The organism is Streptococcus oralis (assembly GCF_026782375.1).
Lineage (GTDB): Bacteria > Bacillota > Bacilli > Lactobacillales > Streptococcaceae > Streptococcus > Streptococcus oralis_CL.
On sequence record NZ_JAKUWJ010000001.1, the window covers coordinates 819,592 to 836,814 of the forward strand.

The 17,223-nt window shown below is 41.2% G+C and carries 19 protein-coding genes; 5 read left to right on the forward strand and 14 right to left on the reverse strand.

Annotation, left to right across the window (positions count from 1 at the left end; translation table 11 throughout):
- Positions 1-52: 52 nt before the first annotated feature.
- The 6 genes from MK409_RS04100 to MK409_RS04125 all read right to left on the reverse strand — a co-directional run bounded on the left by MK409_RS04100 (position 53) and on the right by MK409_RS04125 (position 3,430).
- Positions 53-277 carry a DUF4059 family protein gene (locus MK409_RS04100; RefSeq protein WP_247929554.1) on the reverse strand — a complete coding sequence of 75 codons (225 nt, stop codon included), beginning with the start codon at positions 275-277 and terminating at the stop codon, positions 53-55.
- A gap of 77 nt (positions 278-354) precedes the next feature.
- A complete protein-coding gene (locus MK409_RS04105) occupies positions 355-1,098 on the reverse strand; it encodes an amino acid ABC transporter ATP-binding protein (RefSeq protein ID WP_268705429.1) in 744 nt (247 codons plus the stop codon).
- On the reverse strand, positions 1,098-1,898 hold the full coding sequence (locus MK409_RS04110) for an amino acid ABC transporter permease (RefSeq protein ID WP_049537241.1): 801 nt from the start codon (positions 1,896-1,898) through the stop codon (positions 1,098-1,100). Before MK409_RS04110 ends, MK409_RS04105 begins: the two co-directional genes overlap by 1 nt.
- A 156-nt stretch (positions 1,899-2,054) precedes the next feature.
- Positions 2,055-2,411 carry an arsenate reductase family protein gene (locus tag MK409_RS04115; protein WP_268705430.1) on the reverse strand — a complete coding sequence of 119 codons (357 nt, stop codon included), beginning with the start codon at positions 2,409-2,411 and terminating at the stop codon, positions 2,055-2,057.
- A gap of 12 nt (positions 2,412-2,423) precedes the next feature.
- Positions 2,424-2,939: a methylated-DNA--[protein]-cysteine S-methyltransferase gene (locus MK409_RS04120; protein ID WP_268705431.1), complete on the reverse strand. Its 516-nt coding sequence runs from the start codon at positions 2,937-2,939 to the stop codon at positions 2,424-2,426.
- Positions 2,936-3,430 (reverse strand): GNAT family N-acetyltransferase, encoded by a 495-nt coding sequence (locus MK409_RS04125; protein WP_268705432.1) that lies wholly within the window; start codon positions 3,428-3,430, stop codon positions 2,936-2,938. The genes MK409_RS04120 and MK409_RS04125 overlap by 4 nt, the downstream gene beginning before the upstream one ends.
- Before the next feature lie 134 nt (positions 3,431-3,564).
- Here MK409_RS04125 and MK409_RS04130 point away from each other — a divergent pair, with 134 nt between their 5' ends.
- Both MK409_RS04130 and trhA read left to right on the forward strand, forming a co-directional pair.
- Positions 3,565-4,011 (forward strand): DUF1836 domain-containing protein, encoded by a 447-nt coding sequence (locus tag MK409_RS04130; RefSeq protein WP_268705433.1) that lies wholly within the window; start codon positions 3,565-3,567, stop codon positions 4,009-4,011.
- Positions 4,008-4,655 carry a PAQR family membrane homeostasis protein TrhA gene (gene trhA, locus MK409_RS04135; protein ID WP_001097976.1) on the forward strand — a complete coding sequence of 216 codons (648 nt, stop codon included), beginning with the start codon at positions 4,008-4,010 and terminating at the stop codon, positions 4,653-4,655. Before MK409_RS04130 ends, trhA begins: the two co-directional genes overlap by 4 nt.
- 19 nt (positions 4,656-4,674) lie before the next feature.
- Here trhA and pdxT read toward each other — a convergent pair whose 3' ends face one another.
- The 3 genes from pdxT to nox all read right to left on the reverse strand — a co-directional run bounded on the left by pdxT (position 4,675) and on the right by nox (position 7,662).
- Positions 4,675-5,256 (reverse strand): pyridoxal 5'-phosphate synthase glutaminase subunit PdxT, encoded by a 582-nt coding sequence (pdxT, locus tag MK409_RS04140; protein WP_268705434.1) that lies wholly within the window; start codon positions 5,254-5,256, stop codon positions 4,675-4,677.
- The gene (gene pdxS, locus MK409_RS04145; protein ID WP_268705435.1) at positions 5,257-6,132 is read right to left on the reverse strand and encodes a pyridoxal 5'-phosphate synthase lyase subunit PdxS; all 876 of its coding nucleotides are present in this window, start codon (positions 6,130-6,132) and stop codon (positions 5,257-5,259) included.
- Between the two features lie 150 nt (positions 6,133-6,282).
- The gene (gene nox, locus MK409_RS04150) at positions 6,283-7,662 is read right to left on the reverse strand and encodes a H2O-forming NADH oxidase (RefSeq protein WP_138100027.1); all 1,380 of its coding nucleotides are present in this window, start codon (positions 7,660-7,662) and stop codon (positions 6,283-6,285) included.
- A gap of 306 nt (positions 7,663-7,968) precedes the next feature.
- Between nox and MK409_RS04155 the strand changes: the two genes are divergently transcribed.
- The 3 genes from MK409_RS04155 to MK409_RS04165 are packed head-to-tail and all read left to right on the forward strand — an operon-like array spanning position 7,969 to position 10,784.
- Entirely contained in the window at positions 7,969-8,883 is a 915-nt protein-coding gene (locus MK409_RS04155; RefSeq protein ID WP_268705436.1) for an FAD:protein FMN transferase, read from the forward strand.
- Positions 8,884-8,916: 33 nt separating this feature from the next.
- Complete coding sequence (locus MK409_RS04160; protein WP_000915930.1) at positions 8,917-9,522, forward strand: NADPH-dependent FMN reductase; 606 nt, start codon at positions 8,917-8,919, stop codon at positions 9,520-9,522.
- A gap of 17 nt (positions 9,523-9,539) precedes the next feature.
- On the forward strand, positions 9,540-10,784 hold the full coding sequence (locus MK409_RS04165; protein ID WP_268705437.1) for an NAD(P)H-dependent oxidoreductase: 1,245 nt from the start codon (positions 9,540-9,542) through the stop codon (positions 10,782-10,784).
- Between the two features lie 81 nt (positions 10,785-10,865).
- On the opposite strand, the gene MK409_RS04170 is transcribed toward MK409_RS04165, so the two are convergent.
- The 5 genes from MK409_RS04170 to pgdA all read right to left on the reverse strand — a co-directional run bounded on the left by MK409_RS04170 (position 10,866) and on the right by pgdA (position 17,141).
- The gene (locus MK409_RS04170; RefSeq protein ID WP_049478328.1) at positions 10,866-11,123 is read right to left on the reverse strand and encodes a DUF896 family protein; all 258 of its coding nucleotides are present in this window, start codon (positions 11,121-11,123) and stop codon (positions 10,866-10,868) included.
- A gap of 41 nt (positions 11,124-11,164) precedes the next feature.
- Entirely contained in the window at positions 11,165-13,201 is a 2,037-nt protein-coding gene (glyS, locus tag MK409_RS04175; protein ID WP_268705438.1) for a glycine--tRNA ligase subunit beta, read from the reverse strand.
- 259 nt (positions 13,202-13,460) lie between these two features.
- Entirely contained in the window at positions 13,461-14,378 is a 918-nt protein-coding gene (glyQ, locus tag MK409_RS04180) for a glycine--tRNA ligase subunit alpha (protein ID WP_206283500.1), read from the reverse strand.
- A gap of 449 nt (positions 14,379-14,827) precedes the next feature.
- Positions 14,828-15,670 carry an aldo/keto reductase gene (locus MK409_RS04185; RefSeq protein WP_268705439.1) on the reverse strand — a complete coding sequence of 281 codons (843 nt, stop codon included), beginning with the start codon at positions 15,668-15,670 and terminating at the stop codon, positions 14,828-14,830.
- Between the two features lie 79 nt (positions 15,671-15,749).
- Positions 15,750-17,141 carry a peptidoglycan-N-acetylglucosamine deacetylase PgdA gene (pgdA, locus tag MK409_RS04190; RefSeq protein WP_268705440.1) on the reverse strand — a complete coding sequence of 464 codons (1,392 nt, stop codon included), beginning with the start codon at positions 17,139-17,141 and terminating at the stop codon, positions 15,750-15,752.
- Between the last annotated feature and the right edge of the window lie 82 nt (positions 17,142-17,223).

A 17,223-nucleotide genomic window follows, 5' to 3' on the forward strand; every position in this document is an offset into this window, starting at 1 on the left:
TTCTTGTTGTAACTATCTTTATTCTAACTGTTTGAAGTTTATTTAGCAAGTATTATGCTCTGAAAACTAAAATGAGACTCATGATGGCAAAGGATAATACTGGAATCACCAAAACCCCGATCATAATCATATCATAGAGATGGGCTTGACGGGCCTTGGCTGTCTTGTCCACACCAGACATAGCTCGCAATCCAATCCAAATTCCTAAAGAAATCACGACGAGAATGGTCGTTAAGATCAAACTCTCGAAATATAAAGAAAATAGTTGCAGTAGCATGATCTCTCTCATTTCTATCTTTTTTAAAGAGTAAACTCAGCTAGTCCAACTAACTGAGTTTTCCTTTTACTATTATATCAAATATAAGTCCGTTTGTAACTAGCGAAGAATTCTTTTGTTCGTTCTTCTTTCGGATGATTGATGATTTCATCCGGTGTGCCAGACTCGATGATTTTCCCTTTATCTAGGAACAAAATCTTATCTGCCACTTGGGCTACAAAAGACATATCGTGACTAACCAAGATCATGGTTTGACCAGACTTAGCGGCATCTGCAATAGATTTTTCCACTTCTCCGACCAATTCTGGATCAAGAGCTGATGTTGGTTCGTCCAAGAGCAAGACGTCTGGTTTCATAGCGAGGGCACGCGCTAGGGCAACCCGTTGCTTTTGCCCACCTGACAAATGGCGAGGGTAATGTTGCTCCTTATCAGAAAGACCGACCTTAGCCAACTCTTCCTTGGCGATTTTGGTTGCTTCCTCATCTGATAATTTCTTAACAACAACCAAGCCTTCCTTGACATTGTCAAGGGCTGTTCGGCGTTCAAATAAGTTGAACTGTTGGAAAACCATGGACAACTTGCGACGAAGGGTCAAAATTTCCTCTTGGCTAATCTGAGAAAAATCAACTTTAAAATTGTCAATCTGGATGGATCCGCTATCTGGAGTTTCAAGGTAGTTCAAACTACGAAGAAAGGTTGATTTCCCAGCTCCAGATGAACCAATCAAGGCTACAACTTCTCCCTTTTGGATATCCAAGTCCAGATGATCCAAGACAGTCTGACCTGAAAAGGATTTGCTTAAATTCGAAATCTTAATCATTAACGAAGGTCTCCTTTCACATCTGTAGTTACTGTATCCGGCGCAGAAATTTGCATTTTCTTCTCGATAAAACGACCGAGGCTTTCGATTCCGATATTGACTACCCAGTAAACAAGGGCTACGGAGATGAATCGCTCAAAGTAACGATAATCAGCTCCACCCAAAATCTGAGCCTGAGCAAAAACTTCGACAACACCCGCACTAAAGGCTAGAGAAGTTCCCTTGGTCAAACCAATGAGGGAATTGATCAAGGTTGGAGTAGCTACCACCGCTGCATTAGGAATAATGACACGACGATAAACTTGCGCACGGGTCATCCCCAGACTGCGTGCCGCTTCAATCTCACCAGGATTGACAGAAAGGATGGCTGCACGAATGGTTTCGCTGGCATAAGCTGCCTCATTAAAGGCAAAAGCTACAATAGCAAAGGTTGCTGCTGGAATCGCATTGATATTAAAGCTGGTTCCCCATTGTTGATTGAGGGCTTTCAGAGCAAGTGGAATCCCGTAGTAGGTCAACATAAGCTGAACCAAAATCGGTGTCCCTTTTAAAAAGCTGACAAAAAAGGCTTGTAAAGGATATAAAATCTTAACACGGTTGATTTTAACAATGGCAAAAACCAAGGCTAGCACCAAACCAAAAATCGCACCACTAAGCGTCAACATGATAGTTGTAGGAAGTTGTTGGACAATTCTTGGAATCCCATCAAAAACCGAACGCAAGCTAAAGAGCTTACCGTCTGGAATCAGCTGCATCAAGCTCTGGTACCAATCTGATGCTAAAAGTGTTGTAACAGTCATAAAAACATCCTCTCCTGATAATGATTCATTCTACCATACTTCTGCTCCCAAGCAAATTATTTGCTACGGGTAAAGCAGACTTTGTCTATCTTATAGTTTATCACACTTTAAAACAGGGAAGCTATATATTTTACCTATCAAGAAGATAGATAAAAACTATCTCAAACCTAAGTTCTCATAGGTTTTTCTATAGCCAATTTGTTTAACAGCACCATTCTCCACCAAAATTGGACGTTTCAATAACATGCCATCACTCGCTAGAAGCTTGGCTGCTTCTTGTTTTGACAAGCTTCCCACCTTATCTTTTAGGCCTAGTTCACGATATTTAATCCCGCTGGTATTGAAAAATTGTTTCACTTCAAAACCAGAAGTTTCTAGCCAGTTTAAAATAACTTCTTCACTTGGTGTTTCTTCTACAATATGAATATCTTGATAGTCAAGTCCGAGTTGGTCAAGTTCATTCTTTGCTTTCTTACAAGTTGAACATTTTGGGTATTCGATAAATTCTAACATCTTCTTTTCTTTCTATTTTTTATTTTCTTGAAATGCTGCACCTTCATGCTGCAAGAGCCAGGCTTTCTTTTCGACTCCAGAAGCATAGCCTGTCAGACGATTGCCTGCACCCAGCACTCGATGACAGGGGACGAGGATGGACCAGGGATTACGCCCCACTGCTCCGCCAATAGCTTGGGCAGAATTCACCTGCAAGTCTTGAGCTATTTGACCGTAAGTCACTGTTTGACCATAAGGAATGCCTTGCAAGTAGGTCCATACCCGCTTTTCAAAATCCGTTCCAATGGGAGCCAAAGGTAAGTCAGATAGATCCTGAACACTGCCTTCGAAATAGGTATCTAAATAGGAAATAACTTGCTCTAATACAGGATGGCTACCAACTTCTTCTATCGTTTCATCCCCTAATCCCCTCTCAAAATGAGTTTGGTCCTGCACCCAAATCCCAAACAAATATTGCTCATCAGCAACTAAGGACAAGGTTCCAATTGGCGATAAGTAGAGCATTTTTGAATACTTTTTCTGCGTCATTTTTTTAATTTCTGATAGGCCAAGCGTTCTCCATCAACTGGAACCTTACCGACCTGACTAAATCCAAGCTTTTCAAAGATATGCTGCATGGCCTTGTTTTCTACATGCGTATCTGAACGAAAATCTAGGTAATCAAATCCTTCAATCAAGCCTTCTAGGAAAGTCTGAGCAACTCCCTGCCCTTGGACATCTGCTGCCACAGCGATACGGTGAAAGACCAGATATTCTGATTCTTCCCCATGCCAACTTCCTTCATAAATGGCTTCATAGGCTTCCTCTGGGCTCTTGGTCACAGCAGCATAGGCTAACAGTTCTCCCTCTTCCAAGGCCACATAGGCTTGACCAGAGATGATATCATCAATAATGATGTCGGCATTTGGATAGTCATTTTGCCACTGGTCACTACCAGACTTGGCTAAACACTTTTTGGCATCCTCCATCACCTGCATAATCGCATCTACTTCGTTTGGAAAAGCTAAACGAATCTCCATCTCTTCCCCTCATTTCTAACTATTTTCTCTCATCATAGCATAATTTAAAGCTTTCTACAAGCAGTTGAAACTTGACTTTTGTTTGTTATTATTTTATAATCTAGTTATTAAAACTAGATATAAAGGAGTTGGAAATGAATTCTATCTTTTCCTACCCAAAATGGGAAGACATTCCAAACATTGACCTCTATCTGGATCAGGTTTTACTTTATGTCAATCAAGTCTGTGCTCCTATCTCTCCAGATAAAGACAAGGGGCTAACAGCATCCATGGTCAATAACTATGTCAAACACGGTTACCTGACAAAGCCTGACAAGAAAAAATACCAACGCAAACAGATTGCCCGTTTGATTGCCATCACTACTCTCAAGTCTGTCTTTTCGATCCAAGAAATCGCTCAGACACTGAATAGTCTACAAACTCAAGCAAGCTCAGACCAGCTCTACGACGCTTTTGTGGACTACATGAACCATGGGATTGATCCAGAAAATCCTATTATCCAAACCAGCTGTCAAACGGTTAAACTCTATCATCAAACTCTAGACTTAATCCTTAGCAAAGAAGAGGAGGAAATCCAATGAACACCAGCCTAAAGCTCAGTAAAAAACTCAGTTTTGGAGAGGAAATTGCTAATAGCGTGACCCATGCTGTGGGTGCGGTTATTATGCTCATCTTACTCCCCATTTCATCCACCTATAGTTACGAAGTACATGGGTTTTTATCATCTTTTGGTGTTTCTATCTTTGTTATCAGTCTCTTTCTCATGTTCCTTTCGTCAACCATTTACCACTCTATGGCCTATGGTTCGACCCACAAATACGTCTTGCGAATCATCGACCATTCTATGATTTACGTGGCTATCGCAGGCTCTTACACGCCTGTCGTCTTGACCTTGATGAATAACTGGTTTGGCTATCTGATCATTGCCATTCAGTGGGGAACAACCATTTTCGGCATCCTCTATAAAATCTTTGCTAAAAAGGTTAATGAGAAATTCAGCCTTGCCCTTTACCTGATTATGGGCTGGTTGGTCCTAGCTATCATTCCTGCCATTATCAGTCAAACAACGCCCATCTTTTGGAGTCTCATGGTAACTGGCGGACTCTGTTATACAGTTGGAGCTGGATTTTACGCTAAGAAAAAACCTTATTTCCACATGATTTGGCATCTCTTTATCCTAGCAGCATCTGCACTCCAATATATCGCGATTGTTTATTACATGTAAAAAAGTTGAGAATCTTTTCTCAACTTTTTTCTTCACAGATATTAATAAAATACTGGTGCAAGCTTACATCATCTGTTAACTCTGGATGAAAAGAGGTCACCAGCATATTTTTTTCTTGAGCTGCAACGATTTGGTCGTCTAGGGTTGCTAGGATTTCAACACCCTCTCCAAGACTACTGATAATTGGTCCGCGGATAAAGGTCATTGGAATCTTGCCAACTCCCTTACATTCTGCCTCTGTATAAAAACTTCCTAGTTGACGGCCATAGGCATTGCGCTCAACCACTATATCCATAGTTCCAAGATGACTTTCTTCCTGAGAAGTGATTTCCTTAGCTAGTAAGATTAATCCCGCACAAGTTCCAAAGACTGGTAGTCCAGAAAGAATGGCTTCTCGGATGGGAAGCAGCATCTGCTGGTCACGCAAGAGCTTGCCCATGGTTGTAGACTCACCGCCAGGCAAAATCAAACCGGACAAGTCACTCTGATATTTCTGAAAATCATCTAAATTTCTGATTTCGACACCAGTGACTCCTAATTTATCTAACACCTTTGCATGCTCTGCAAAGGCGCCTTGCAAGGCTAGTATTCCGATTTTCATCTATTTTCCTCGCTCAGCCATGAGAATTTGAATTTCATTCTCATTGATACCAACCATGGCTTCCCCAAGATCTTCTGAAATTTGTGCTAAGATTTGTGGGTTTTGGTAATTGGTTACGGCTTTGACAATGGCACTTGCTCGTTTAACAGGGTCGCCTGATTTGAAAATACCTGATCCAACAAAAACACCTTCTGCCCCCAGTTGCATCATCAAGGCCGCATCTGCTGGCGTTGCAACACCTCCAGCTGCAAAGTTTACAACCGGCAATTTTCCATGTTCATGGACATATTGAACCAATTCAACAGGGACTTGTAAGTCCTTGGCAGCAACATAAAGTTCATCCTCACGGAGATTTTGAATGCGGCGAATTTCTTGATTCATCATGCGCATATGACGAACGGCTTGAACAATGTCTCCTGTACCCGGTTCTCCTTTTGTCCGAATCATGGAAGCTCCTTCAGCGATACGACGCAAGGCTTCACTCAAGTCCTTAGCTCCGCAGACAAAAGGAACTTGGAATTCCTTCTTATCCACATGGAAACGGTTGTCAGCTGGAGACAACACTTCACTCTCATCGATATAGTCAATCTCAATAGCCTCTAAAATCTGAGCTTCTACAAAATGTCCAATTCTAACCTTGGCCATCACTGGAATGCTCACTGCTTCTTGGATCTCCTTAATCATCTTTGGATCACTCATACGGGAAACCCCACCAGCTGCACGAATATCAGCTGGAATCCGCTCCAAGGCCATGACAGCTGCCGCACCAGCAGCCTCTGCAATACGAGCCTGTTCAGGGTTCTGAACGTCCATGATAACCCCACCTTTGAGCATCTGTGCCAAGTTTTTATTTAGTTCATAACGATTTTCAGTCATTTCTTCTCCCTCATCACTTGTATTAGTAGCTACAGTTTTATTTTAAGCTAGAAATAGGAGAAGAACAAGATGAAATAAGCTGGATTGTATGGGGACAGAAACAAGAAAAACTATCTGACCTTCAGTTAAGGCCAGATAGTTCATCAATTCTTATTTTTCAGCTGTAAGTGCAGCCATTGTGATGTAGTTGTAAGGTTTGTTAAAGTGTGGCAAGAAGAATAGGTCTGTCAAAGCCAACTTATCAATTGTCACATGCTCTTGGATAGCAAGTGAGAACATGTGGATTCCCATACTGATAGCTGAATCACGTGATACCATTTGAGCGCCAAGAATTTCGCGGCTATCTTTATCAAAGACAATCTTGATGGCAACTTCATGGTTGTCGTGCTTCATAAATTCTGGTTTTTGAAGATCGTTAAAGCCTGTTTCAGTTGCGTTGTAACCAGCAGCTTTAGCTTTTTCAAGAGTCAAACCAGTTGAAACCATGTGAAGACCGTAGATTGAGATACCGTTTGATCCTTGTACACCGATTCCTTCAAGTTCGTGTCCACAAGCGTTGTAAGCACCAACGATACCAGTACGAACAGCGTTTGAAGCAAGCGCGATGTAGCTAGTGTCTTTACGAGCGTTGTCATAAACAGTCGCACAGTCACCTACTGCATAAACACCTGGAATTGATGTTTCTTGTTTCTTGTCTACAAGGAAGGCACCGTTACGGAAGAGTTCAATCTTACCATCAGCAAGAGCTGTGTTTGGACGGAAACCAACTGCAAGAACAACCATATCCACATCAAATGTTTCTTTGTCTGTTACCAAGCGTTCAACTTTACCATCACCTTGGATAGCTTTTACTGTTTGACCAAGTGCCAAGCGGATGTTGTTGTCTTCCAAGTTCTTCGCCATCATTTGAGTGAAGTCTTTGTCGTAGTAGCCGTTCAAAACAGTGTCTACGATATCAACAAGAACAACTTCTTTTCCAAGACGTTCGAAAGCTTCAGCAAGTTCAACACCGATATAACCACCACCAACAACTGCGATGCGCTCAAGGTGTTTGCTCTTGTCAGCAAGTTTTTCGATAACTTCTTCTGCGTTTTGGTACAACTTAACAAATTGAACATTTTCAAGTGTTGCTTTGAATTCGCGGTTGCCCTTAACGATTTCAACACCTTCGATTGGAGGCAAGATTGGAGTTGAACCAGTCGCAAAGATCAATTTGTCATAAGACTCTTTATGTTCTTGACCTTCAACTTCTGCTGTCACAACTTTATTGTCATAGTCGATTGAAAGAACAGGTGAGTTCATGTAAACTTTTGCACCCTTAGCTTCCAATTTTTCTTTATCAGAGTAGAAGAGACCTTCTGGACCATCAATTTGTTCCCCGATCCAAAGCGCCATTCCACAACCAAGGAATGAAATATTTGAGTTTTGGTCAAATACAACGATTTCATTTTCATGTCCAAAATTGTCCAACATAGTATTGATACATGCTGTACCAGCGTGGTTAGCACCAACTACAACGATTTTACTCATAGAAAATTTCCTACCTTTAATTTAAAATTTACCTTTCTAGTATAACATTTACTGTTAGCGTTTACAAGGTATTTGCTTAGAATTCTCTTATTTTAAGCAATTTTAAGTTTTATTATATTATTTTTTTGAGTTTCTATCCTTTTTTATATTTTTTGAGCATATTTCTTGACTTTTTGTTAAAATTTATTTGTGAAAACGCTGACTTTATGTTATGCTAGAAACATGGGAATAAAATGTAAGGGGTTCAATTATCGTAAATTTAACCTAGCTTGAATATTTCCTCTGAAGAAGAAAGGAGTTGGTAGCTTGCCTCTTCGTTCACGTTCTGAACGACTCATGGGAACAACTATCACGATTTCATTAGTAGATGAACAGGCAGATTGCCTGCTTCAAGGAGCCTTTGATTTACTCAGAGAGCTCGAGTACCGCTTCAACGCCAACAGTCAAGAATCCGAATTGATGGAGATCAATCACCAGGCTGGAATTGCTCCGGTCAAGGTCCATCCTGACTTATTTGAACTGATTGCTCTTGGGTTAGAACACAGTCTAGCTCCATCTAGCCATCTAAACATCAGTATTGGCCCCTTGATTCAAACCTGGCGAATCGGTTTTTCAGATGCTCGACTCCCAGAGCTAAATGAAATCGAAGCTGTCTTGCCTCTAGTTGACCCGCATTTTATCAAGTTAGATCCCGCTAGCTCTACTGTATTTTTAGAGAAAAAGGGAATGAAGCTTGATTTAGGTTGCTTAGCTAAAGGCTATAGTGCAGATAAAGTTGCTCAGTATTTAAAAGTACACGGAGTCACTTCTGCCTTGATCAATCTCGGAGGAAATATCCTCACCATCGGGAACAATCAAGCCAAAGAAGGGAAAGACTGGCAAATCGGTATTCAAGATCCACGAAATCCTCGTGGCAATCATCTCCTAACCATTCCTGTTTCTAACAAATCCGTCGTCACTTCTGGTATCTATGAACGGCACCTGACAATAGACGGAGAAGACTATCATCATATCTTTGATAGTAAGACAGGATTCCCTGTCGAAACCGATCTCGCTAGCCTAACGATTATCTCAGATAAATCCGTCGATGGTGAGATTTGGACAACCCGCCTATTCGGAGAACGTAGCGCTTCTATCCTCTGGCAAGTCGATGGTTTAGATGGTATCGAAGCCATTCTCATCGACAAAGAGGGGAACCTTACATGTTCTTCAGGCCTTTAAATTTGTATTATGTAAAAAGAGAAAGGAAATCTCATGCTAAAACTTATTGCCATTGTTGGAACGAACTCTAAACGTTCTACAAACCGCCAATTGCTCCAATACATGCAAAAACACTTTGCTGATAAAGCTGAAATTGAACTCGTTGAAATCAAGGACATTCCTGTTTTCAACAAACCAGCAGATAAACTTCTTCCTGCTGAAATTCTTGAAATTGCAGCTAAAATTGAAGAAGCTGATGGTGTGATTATCGGTACTCCTGAGTACGACCACTCTATCCCTGCCGTTTTAATGAGCGCTCTTGCTTGGCTATCTTACGGTATCTACCCACTTTTGAACAAACCAATCATGATTACTGGTGCTTCCTATGGTACACTTGGTTCATCTCGTGCTCAATTGCAACTTCGTCAAATCTTGAACGCTCCTGAAATTAAGGCAAATGTTCTACCAGATGAATTCTTGCTCTCACACTCTCTTCAAGCATTTAACCCAAGTGGAGACTTGGTTGACCTTGATGTCATCAAGAAATTGGATGCCATCTTTGATGACTTCCGTATCTTTGTGAAGATTACTGAGAAATTGCGCAATGCACAAGAATTGCTTCGCAAAGATGCTGAAGAATTTGACTGGGAAAATTTGTAAGATAGGAGACCGAAAGAATGAAATTTGTTGGACTTGTTGGATCAAACTACGATCAATCATATAACCGCAAACTCTTGGAATTTATCCGTCGCAATTTCAAATTCAAATTTGAATTAGAAGTTCTTGAAATTGATGAAGTTCCAATGTTTAACCAAGACGAAAAATGGGACGAAAGCTTCCAATTGCGTTTCTTGTATAACAAGATTACACGTGCTGATGGTGTCATTATCACCACTCCTGAGCACAACCACACTATCTCAGCTTCACTCAAATCTGTACTTGAATGGCTTTCATACGAAGTTCATCCATTTGAAAACAAGCCTGTTATGATTGTGGGTGCATCATACTATGACCAAGGAACTTCACGTGCCCAAGTTCACCTTCGTAAGATCCTTGACGCTCCAGGTGTCAATGCCTACACACTTCCAGGAAATGAATTCCTTCTTGGTAAAGCCAAAGAAGCTTTTGATAACAATGGAAACATCACCAACGAAGGAACTGTTAAATTCCTTGAAACTTGCTTAGATAACTTTGTTAAATACGTAGGAGTCGTTTCGAAATTGAAAAAACCAAAACCAATCGAACCAGAAGACTTGGATTGTGGAAAACCAATTGCTACAACCATTACAGAAGTTGACCCTGACGATCCAGAATGGGTAGAAAAAGTTGCAGCAATCACGGGCGCTGTTTCTGGTGATACCTATGTCAAATTGGACCACGGTATCCTTACAGTTAACCAAATCGATATGTTCTTGAAAGCTATGCCATTTGAATTGACATACGCTGACGACAACAACCAATTCCTATACTACAACAACGCTCACCAAGATCCAGACACCATGTTTGCTAAACGTGTACCACCTCAATCAGGTAGCCGTATGTCAACTGTGCATGGTTCTCTTCCACCAGCACGCATGAAGAATGTAGAGTGGGTTATCGGAACACTTCGCAACGGAAACCAAGAATACGTTCGTACGATCGTTCCAGGTTCTCCTGCAGGTGTCATCAACACACACAACTACCAAGCAATGTACTATCCTGATGGATCATACGCTGGTATCAATGAAATCGTCTTTAACTTCCAACCATGGCTTGACTGGTACCTAAAAGAAACTGGTCAACGTTTGGTAGGTGGTAGTGGACCTTTCGCTCCTGCTGCTGGAGGTCATGGAGACGCTGATGCTACTTCTGGTGCTTCTGATTCAGGGGATGCTGGAGGCCACGGTGGTGACGCTGACGCTACATCTGGCGCAAGCAACTAAGAAACCAAAAAGGAGCCAAATGGCTCCTTTTTTATTGCAAAAGAAAAGGGGCTTGTAAATCATCTACAAACCCCTTTCATTTTATGAGTTAGGATCATCTAAACTACGGCCGTGTAAACCTTTTTCACGTTGTACTTGGCGTAGTTTTTCTGGTGTAACGTCATTTCCTTCCTCGTCCACAACTTTGATTCCTTCAATGTGGTGACGAACAGAACGACGATAGCCTTCGATGTATTCCTCACGAAGCTTAGCTTGTTCCACTTTTTCAGCAGAAGTTAGACCTTCTGTTTTTTTCTTTTTAGCAAGCTCGTTGATACGAGCGATTTTTTTCGGATCCATTTTTTCTCCTTTGTGATAAGATACAGTCCGTTTGACTGAGTTTATTTAGTATTAATTTGGTTGAAACGTGCAAGTTTAGCTGCTTTCTTGGTTAATTGCGACAAGATAGCCAAACGATTTTGTCGAACAGTCTGATCTTCAGCCATTACCATGGTATTTTCAAAGAAAGCATCAATAATTGAGCTAAGCGCAAAGAGTTGTTCTAATTGCTGGCTTGCAGTTCCTGATAAAACGAGTGATTCTACTGCTTCTGCCAAAGCTTTTTCTTCTTCATTCTCAAAGAGAGCAGGATCAACAGTATCAGTTCCTTCGACTTTTTCAGCCAAGTTGAAGGCACGGGAGAGGGATTCAACCGAAGATTTGAAATCTTCTTTCTTGCTTGCTTCGACAAGAGCACTTGCTGCTTCTAGCATATCTTCCACAACAAAGTTCGAACTTGCAAGAACTGCTTCCTTAATGTCTTTTGGAGTTGAACCCATCATCTTATCAACACGAGCCTTGATAAAGTCCATAACCTCTGCTTTATTTTCATACGTCAAGCTGTCGAATTTCAAAGCATAGAGACTATCAATCAACTCATCCATAGCAATGTGCCAACCAAAAGCATCCAAGATACGAACTACACCTTGCGTTGCACGACGAAGAGCGTAAGGGTCATTAGAACCTGATGGAATCAATCCTACTGAGAAGAAACTCAAAATCGTATCCAATTTGTCTGCAATGGCTAGAATAGCTCCAACCTTGCTCTCTGGAAGTTCGCCTTCGGCAGCTGTCGGCATGTAGTGTTCACGAATAGCTGCTGCAACTGTTGGAGTTTCCCCAGCAAGGAGGGCATATTTTTCACCCATAATCCCTTGGAGTTCATCAAACTCACCAACCATCCCCGTCAACAAGTCAAACTTGTAAATGGCTGCTGCACGAGCAAGGTCAACTGTTTCATCCACTGACAAGCCAGCTTTTTCTGCCAAGAGAATGGCAATCTGACCTGTACGAATCATGTGTTCACGAAGAGAACCAATCTTTTCGTGGAAGGTGACGTTGTTTAATTTTTCAACAAGGTCAGAAATAACCAATTTTTGGTCTTCACGCCAGAAGAATTCTCCGTCTTCCAAACGGGCTACCAAGACTTTTTCATTTCCTTTGATGACATTTTCCAAATTCTCTGCATTTCCGTTACGAACAGAAATAAAGTTTGGCAAGAGTTTACCGTCTTGATTACGAACAACGAAGTAACGTTGGTGTTCCTTCATCGAAGTCACCAAAACTTCTTCTGGAACTTCAAGGTATTTAGCATCAAAACTTCCCATAAAGGCAGTTGGGTATTCAACCAAATTCAAGACTTCATTCAGCAAGTCAGCATCAATTTCGATACGTACACCATGTTTTGCCTCGATTTCTTTGATTTGGTCAACAATCATTTGCTCACGTTCACGAGGATCCGCGATTACAAACTGCTTACGAAGGTCTTCTTCATAGCTCAGTGCTGACTGAATCTTAGTTTCTTGTCCCAAGAAACGATGGCCACGGCTTACACAACCGCCCTTGATATCAAGAAAATTCAAATCAAATTCTTCTTCATCTAAAAGAACAGTTAAAGTGTGTACGGGGCGGATATATTCAAAAGTATTGTTAGCCCAGTGCATGCTGACTGGGAAAGTTAGGGATTTCAAGACATCCACGACACCAGGAACAATGGCTTCGACTGGTTGGCCCACTTCTTCCTTGGTAACATAGACATATTCTTCACCCTTGATTTCACGGAATTCGATGTCTTCAACTGTCAAGCCTTTTCCACGGACAAATCCTTGAGCTGCTTTGGTGAAGTTTCCATCACTATCCAAGGCAATTTTCTTTGCTGGACCCTTGAAATCTTCTGTCAAATCAGATTGCTTGTCTGCAAGCCCAGTCACACGAACAGCCAAACGACGTGGTGTTGAGAAGGTTTGAATGGCTTCAAAGGAAATGCGGTTTTCCTTGAGAAATGCTGCCATTTTTTCACCTAGTTGCTTTTCACTTGGAGTTACTACGTAGGCTGGTAACTCTTCAAGACCGAGTTCTACTAATAAGTTTTTTGTCATGTTTTTTCCTTTACATTTTCTTCAATCTTTTTTGATATGCACCTTAGGTACTGGGGACGTCGCTAACTAACTTTGTGAGTCTGAATGGAAATCTAATGCAAAATTGATCAAGATTTCCAACAGTCTCATCAAAGTGGATTTAGCTGACTGATTTTTGAACCTAAGGTTTCAAAAATCCCCACATAACAGTACAGCGGTGCATATCTCTCTAGCAAGTCTTCGACTTGCCTCTAACGATTTTAGAGCACAGTATTACTCACTATTCTGCGTCTTCTGCTAAGAGTTTAGCTCTTGTTTCTTTATCTAAAAGTGGGTAGCCTAGGCGTTTGCGTTCTGCGACAAAGGTTTTGGCTACGACACGGGCCAAGTTACGGATACGAGCGATATAGCCCGCGCGCTCAGTTACAGATACGGCACCACGCGCATCAAGTAGGTTAAATGTGTGTGAACATTTGAGAACATAGTCATAGGCAGGGTGAACCAAGCCTTCTTCCAAGGCACGACCAGCTTCTTTTTCAAACTTATCAAAGTTTTCCAGCAACATTTCTTGGTCCGAAATTTCAAACGAATATTTTGAGTGCTCGTACTCAGGCTGGATAAAGATTTCTCCGTATTTTACACCATCAGCCCACTCGATATCATAAACAGAATCAACTTCTTGAATGTAAGAAGCCAAGCGTTCTAAACCATAGGTAACTTCCGCAGTCACAGGGCCAGTTGCCAATCCACCGACTTGTTGGAAATAAGTAAACTGAGTGATTTCCATACCATCAAGCCAAACTTCCCAACCGAGACCTGCAGATCCAGTCGATGGATTTTCCCAGTTATCCTCAACGAAACGAATATCGTGTTCCAAAGGATTGATACCCAATTTTTCCAAAGACTCAAGGTAAAGTTCCTGGATATTTGATGGAGATGGCTTCATAACCACTTGGAATTGGTGGTGTTGGTAAAGACGGTTAGGATTTTCCCCGTAACGACCGTCAGCAGGACGACGTGATGGCTCTACATAAGCCGCATTCCATGGCTCAGGCCCGATAGCACGAAGGAAAGTGTACGGACTCATGGTTCCCGCACCTTTTTCATTATCATAAGCCTGCATAAGCATACAACCTTGGTCATTCCAAAATTGTTGCAAAGTCAAAATAATTTCTTGAAATGTTAATTTCTTAGACATTGAATACTCCTTAATAAAAAATGATTTTTTGCGACACGAGTCTGCCTTGTCGATTATACGAGGCAAGACGAGTTAGTACTGCGTCTAGCTCAGGCACTCTAGTGCTGAGCGTGGGGCAGTCCGATTGTAAGGAGGTCTCTGCCACTGACGCAGTGGAAAGTCAATTTTTTAGACATTGTTTACTCCTTGTTATTAATTCTTGAGACTTTGGATACAAAAAGAACCGTGTCTTTGCTCCTAAGTCTGTGACCTAGGGGCGTCAGAAACGCGGTTCCACCCTAATTTATTACTTCATTGTTTTTAAAAATACGACAGAAAGCGCCAGTTTCTTAGTTTGTTCTACTTGGCTCCCACTGTCCCAAGCTCGCTTGAAGAACGCCATAAGACTTTCTTTCCTGTTGAATATTATATCAGAAAGGCAAGAAATTTACAATTCTTTTTCTTACTTTCTAAAAATCCATCTCATCCACACGTGGTGCGCCAGAAGTCACAGAAATGGTCTTTAAGACTTCTCGCTCTTCTTTGCTGAGTTCAATCCCAAAACAGTCAAGATTGCTCTGGATGCGAGAGGCTGTCACTGACTTAGGTAGAGGTAAAAATCCTTCTGCCAAGCTCCAAGCCAAGGCGATTTGAGCCACTGATTTCCCATGCTTATCAGCAATTTCTTGGACTTCTTTCTTTTCAAATAACTCTCCTTGGCCAAAAGGTCCCCAAGCCTCTAAAAGAATGCCTTTCTCTCTACAGTAGTCAACCACTTCCTCTTGATAAACTCCTGGTGCCAAGCGAACCTGATTGACTGCAGGAACAATTCTTGCTGTCTCAAGCAAGGCATCCAAATGATGGGGAAGAAAATTACTAACGCCGATAGCACGGATCTTGCCTTCTTTATAAAGGTCCTCCATCGCTCTCCAGACTTCAGCATTGCGAGTTTTCCATTCGTCATTTTCTCTTAGTGGTTTTGGATTTGGCCAATGGATCAGGTACAAATCTAGATAGTCCAATCCCAGTTTTTCCATTGATTCTTCAAATGCTCGGCGAGCTTCATCATAGCTTTGATTGGTATTCCAGAGTTTGGTCGTTACAAAGATTTCTTGGCGAGGAATACCGCTATCTCGAATAGCGCGACCAACACTCTCCTCATTTTTGTAGATAGCTGCAGTATCGATATGACGATAACCAGCCTTCAAGGCTTCCAAAACAGCTTGGTAGGCTACTTCTCCATTTTCAGCTTTCCATGTTCCAAATCCTAGTACAGGAATTGAAACTCCATTATTAAGGGTGTAAGATTTCATCGTTTTTCCTTTCTATGTGAAGAAAATCTAAAGAAACAAAACCAGATTAACAGAGGCATGTCTCTTTAGATTTTGAAGATTATTGATCACGATAATAATAGATTTCGTGAGCCTTCAAGCGAGAGTTCAGCATTTCCGGAACAGTCACAAATGTATAACCTTGTTCTTTCAGATATTCAATGATGCTTGGTAGGGAATTAACAGAAGGACCATGAATATCATGCATAAGAACGATCGATCCATTACGAACCTGACGCTGTATCTCTGTCAAAATGGCTGTCTCATTTTTACTTTTCCAGTCCAAACTATCCACATCCCACATGATGAAGCTTAAGTCAAGGCCGTTTCGAATATCATCAGTGATGGCACCATAAGGTGGGCGCATCAGTTTAGAGCTTGATCCTAAAACCTGAGTTAACAAATCTTCTGTATCCGTGATTTGCTTTTTAGCATCTTCGAGAGATAGTTGGGAAAGGACAGGATGACTCCAGCTGTGGTTGGCAACCACATGCCCTTCAGACTTCATCCGTTTAAGGATGTCTTCATTGCCAGCGATGTTTTTACCAAGTACAAAGAAGGTCGCCTTTACTTTGTACTTAGCTAATGTATCCAAAGCTTGTGTAGTTGTAGACGGATTTGGACCATCGTCAAAGGTCAAAGCCACAACTTTTTTGTCTTTTTGTGCAAAGTAAGCTTGATAGAGTTCAGCATCTTTTTCTAATAGATAAGAGGACTCCAAGACATCAAAGAAACTGGATATTGGTAAAGCAATTTCCTCAACAGTCTCTCCAGAATTAGCAGGATAAAGGATGATTTGACTATCCTTATAATCAAAGCTCCAGGATGTCAATCCTTGGTCTGTGAAGCTCTTTATAACTTGATCAATTTTTGCCTGGTCAAGTTTCTTATCTTCTAGAGTTGATTTGATTTGACTCAGTAAGAGTTCCTTAGCCTTACTAGCATCTTTGAAAAGTCTACTGAGATCAAAAGTTTTTCCATCTTCTGTCAAGAAAATTTTTCCTAAAGACGTCTTTTCTTTTTCTTCAACCTTTGATGCAGACAAATCGTAGACTTGCTTGCTGATATTACGAGAAACAACTCCCTTTAAGACGGGATCCAATTGCTCACTATAATAAAAGACCAAGTCCTCTTTATCTTCCAGCTTTTCTTTGATATCCTGGTTGATTTTTTCTCTAACAGACGCAATGACTTCCTCTCCTTGCAGAGGGTAGTAGGCAATCACCTCAGCTTGACCTTTTCGGAAATGGTCCTTCTGACTACCTGAGTTGAATTGTTGGTCCTTTTCGCTTTTTAGCGCTTCAATTTTTTGTTCGTAAGATTGCTTTTGTAGTAGCTTATAACCAATAGCACTCCCTAATAGAATCGTAGCAACTCCTAAGATTCCAACAAGGGAAAGCAATAGCCTTCTCGTTTTATCGTGAGAAACACGTTTTGCTCTATTTTTTTTCATATTTCCATCATATCAAATCGGGGCTATTATTTCAATGATAAACAGGGATTCTGTCTTTTTTTAGGAAAATAAAAAAGCTTAG

Bases quoted from the DNA above. Each gene is read 5' to 3' on its own strand.
- MK409_RS04100 (WP_247929554.1), bottom strand. From the start codon at position 277: ATGCTACTGCAACTATTTTCTTTATATTTCGAGAGTTTGATCTTAACG.
- MK409_RS04105 (WP_268705429.1), bottom strand. From the start codon at position 1,098: ATGATTAAGATTTCGAATTTAAGCAAATCCTTTTCAGGTCAGACTGTC.
- MK409_RS04110 (WP_049537241.1), bottom strand. From the start codon at position 1,898: ATGACTGTTACAACACTTTTAGCATCAGATTGGTACCAGAGCTTGATG.
- MK409_RS04115 (WP_268705430.1), bottom strand. From the start codon at position 2,411: ATGTTAGAATTTATCGAATACCCAAAATGTTCAACTTGTAAGAAAGCA.
- MK409_RS04120 (WP_268705431.1), bottom strand. From the start codon at position 2,939: ATGACGCAGAAAAAGTATTCAAAAATGCTCTACTTATCGCCAATTGGA.
- MK409_RS04125 (WP_268705432.1), bottom strand. From the start codon at position 3,430: ATGGAGATTCGTTTAGCTTTTCCAAACGAAGTAGATGCGATTATGCAG.
- MK409_RS04130 (WP_268705433.1), top strand. From the start codon at position 3,565: ATGAATTCTATCTTTTCCTACCCAAAATGGGAAGACATTCCAAACATT.
- trhA (WP_001097976.1), top strand. From the start codon at position 4,008: ATGAACACCAGCCTAAAGCTCAGTAAAAAACTCAGTTTTGGAGAGGAA.
- pdxT (WP_268705434.1), bottom strand. From the start codon at position 5,256: ATGAAAATCGGAATACTAGCCTTGCAAGGCGCCTTTGCAGAGCATGCA.
- pdxS (WP_268705435.1), bottom strand. From the start codon at position 6,132: ATGACTGAAAATCGTTATGAACTAAATAAAAACTTGGCACAGATGCTC.
- nox (WP_138100027.1), bottom strand. From the start codon at position 7,662: ATGAGTAAAATCGTTGTAGTTGGTGCTAACCACGCTGGTACAGCATGT.
- MK409_RS04160 (WP_000915930.1), top strand. From the start codon at position 8,917: ATGCTAAAACTTATTGCCATTGTTGGAACGAACTCTAAACGTTCTACA.
- MK409_RS04165 (WP_268705437.1), top strand. From the start codon at position 9,540: ATGAAATTTGTTGGACTTGTTGGATCAAACTACGATCAATCATATAAC.
- MK409_RS04170 (WP_049478328.1), bottom strand. From the start codon at position 11,123: ATGGATCCGAAAAAAATCGCTCGTATCAACGAGCTTGCTAAAAAGAAA.
- glyS (WP_268705438.1), bottom strand. From the start codon at position 13,201: ATGACAAAAAACTTATTAGTAGAACTCGGTCTTGAAGAGTTACCAGCC.
- glyQ (WP_206283500.1), bottom strand. From the start codon at position 14,378: ATGTCTAAGAAATTAACATTTCAAGAAATTATTTTGACTTTGCAACAA.
- MK409_RS04185 (WP_268705439.1), bottom strand. From the start codon at position 15,670: ATGAAATCTTACACCCTTAATAATGGAGTTTCAATTCCTGTACTAGGA.
- pgdA (WP_268705440.1), bottom strand. From the start codon at position 17,141: ATGAAAAAAAATAGAGCAAAACGTGTTTCTCACGATAAAACGAGAAGG.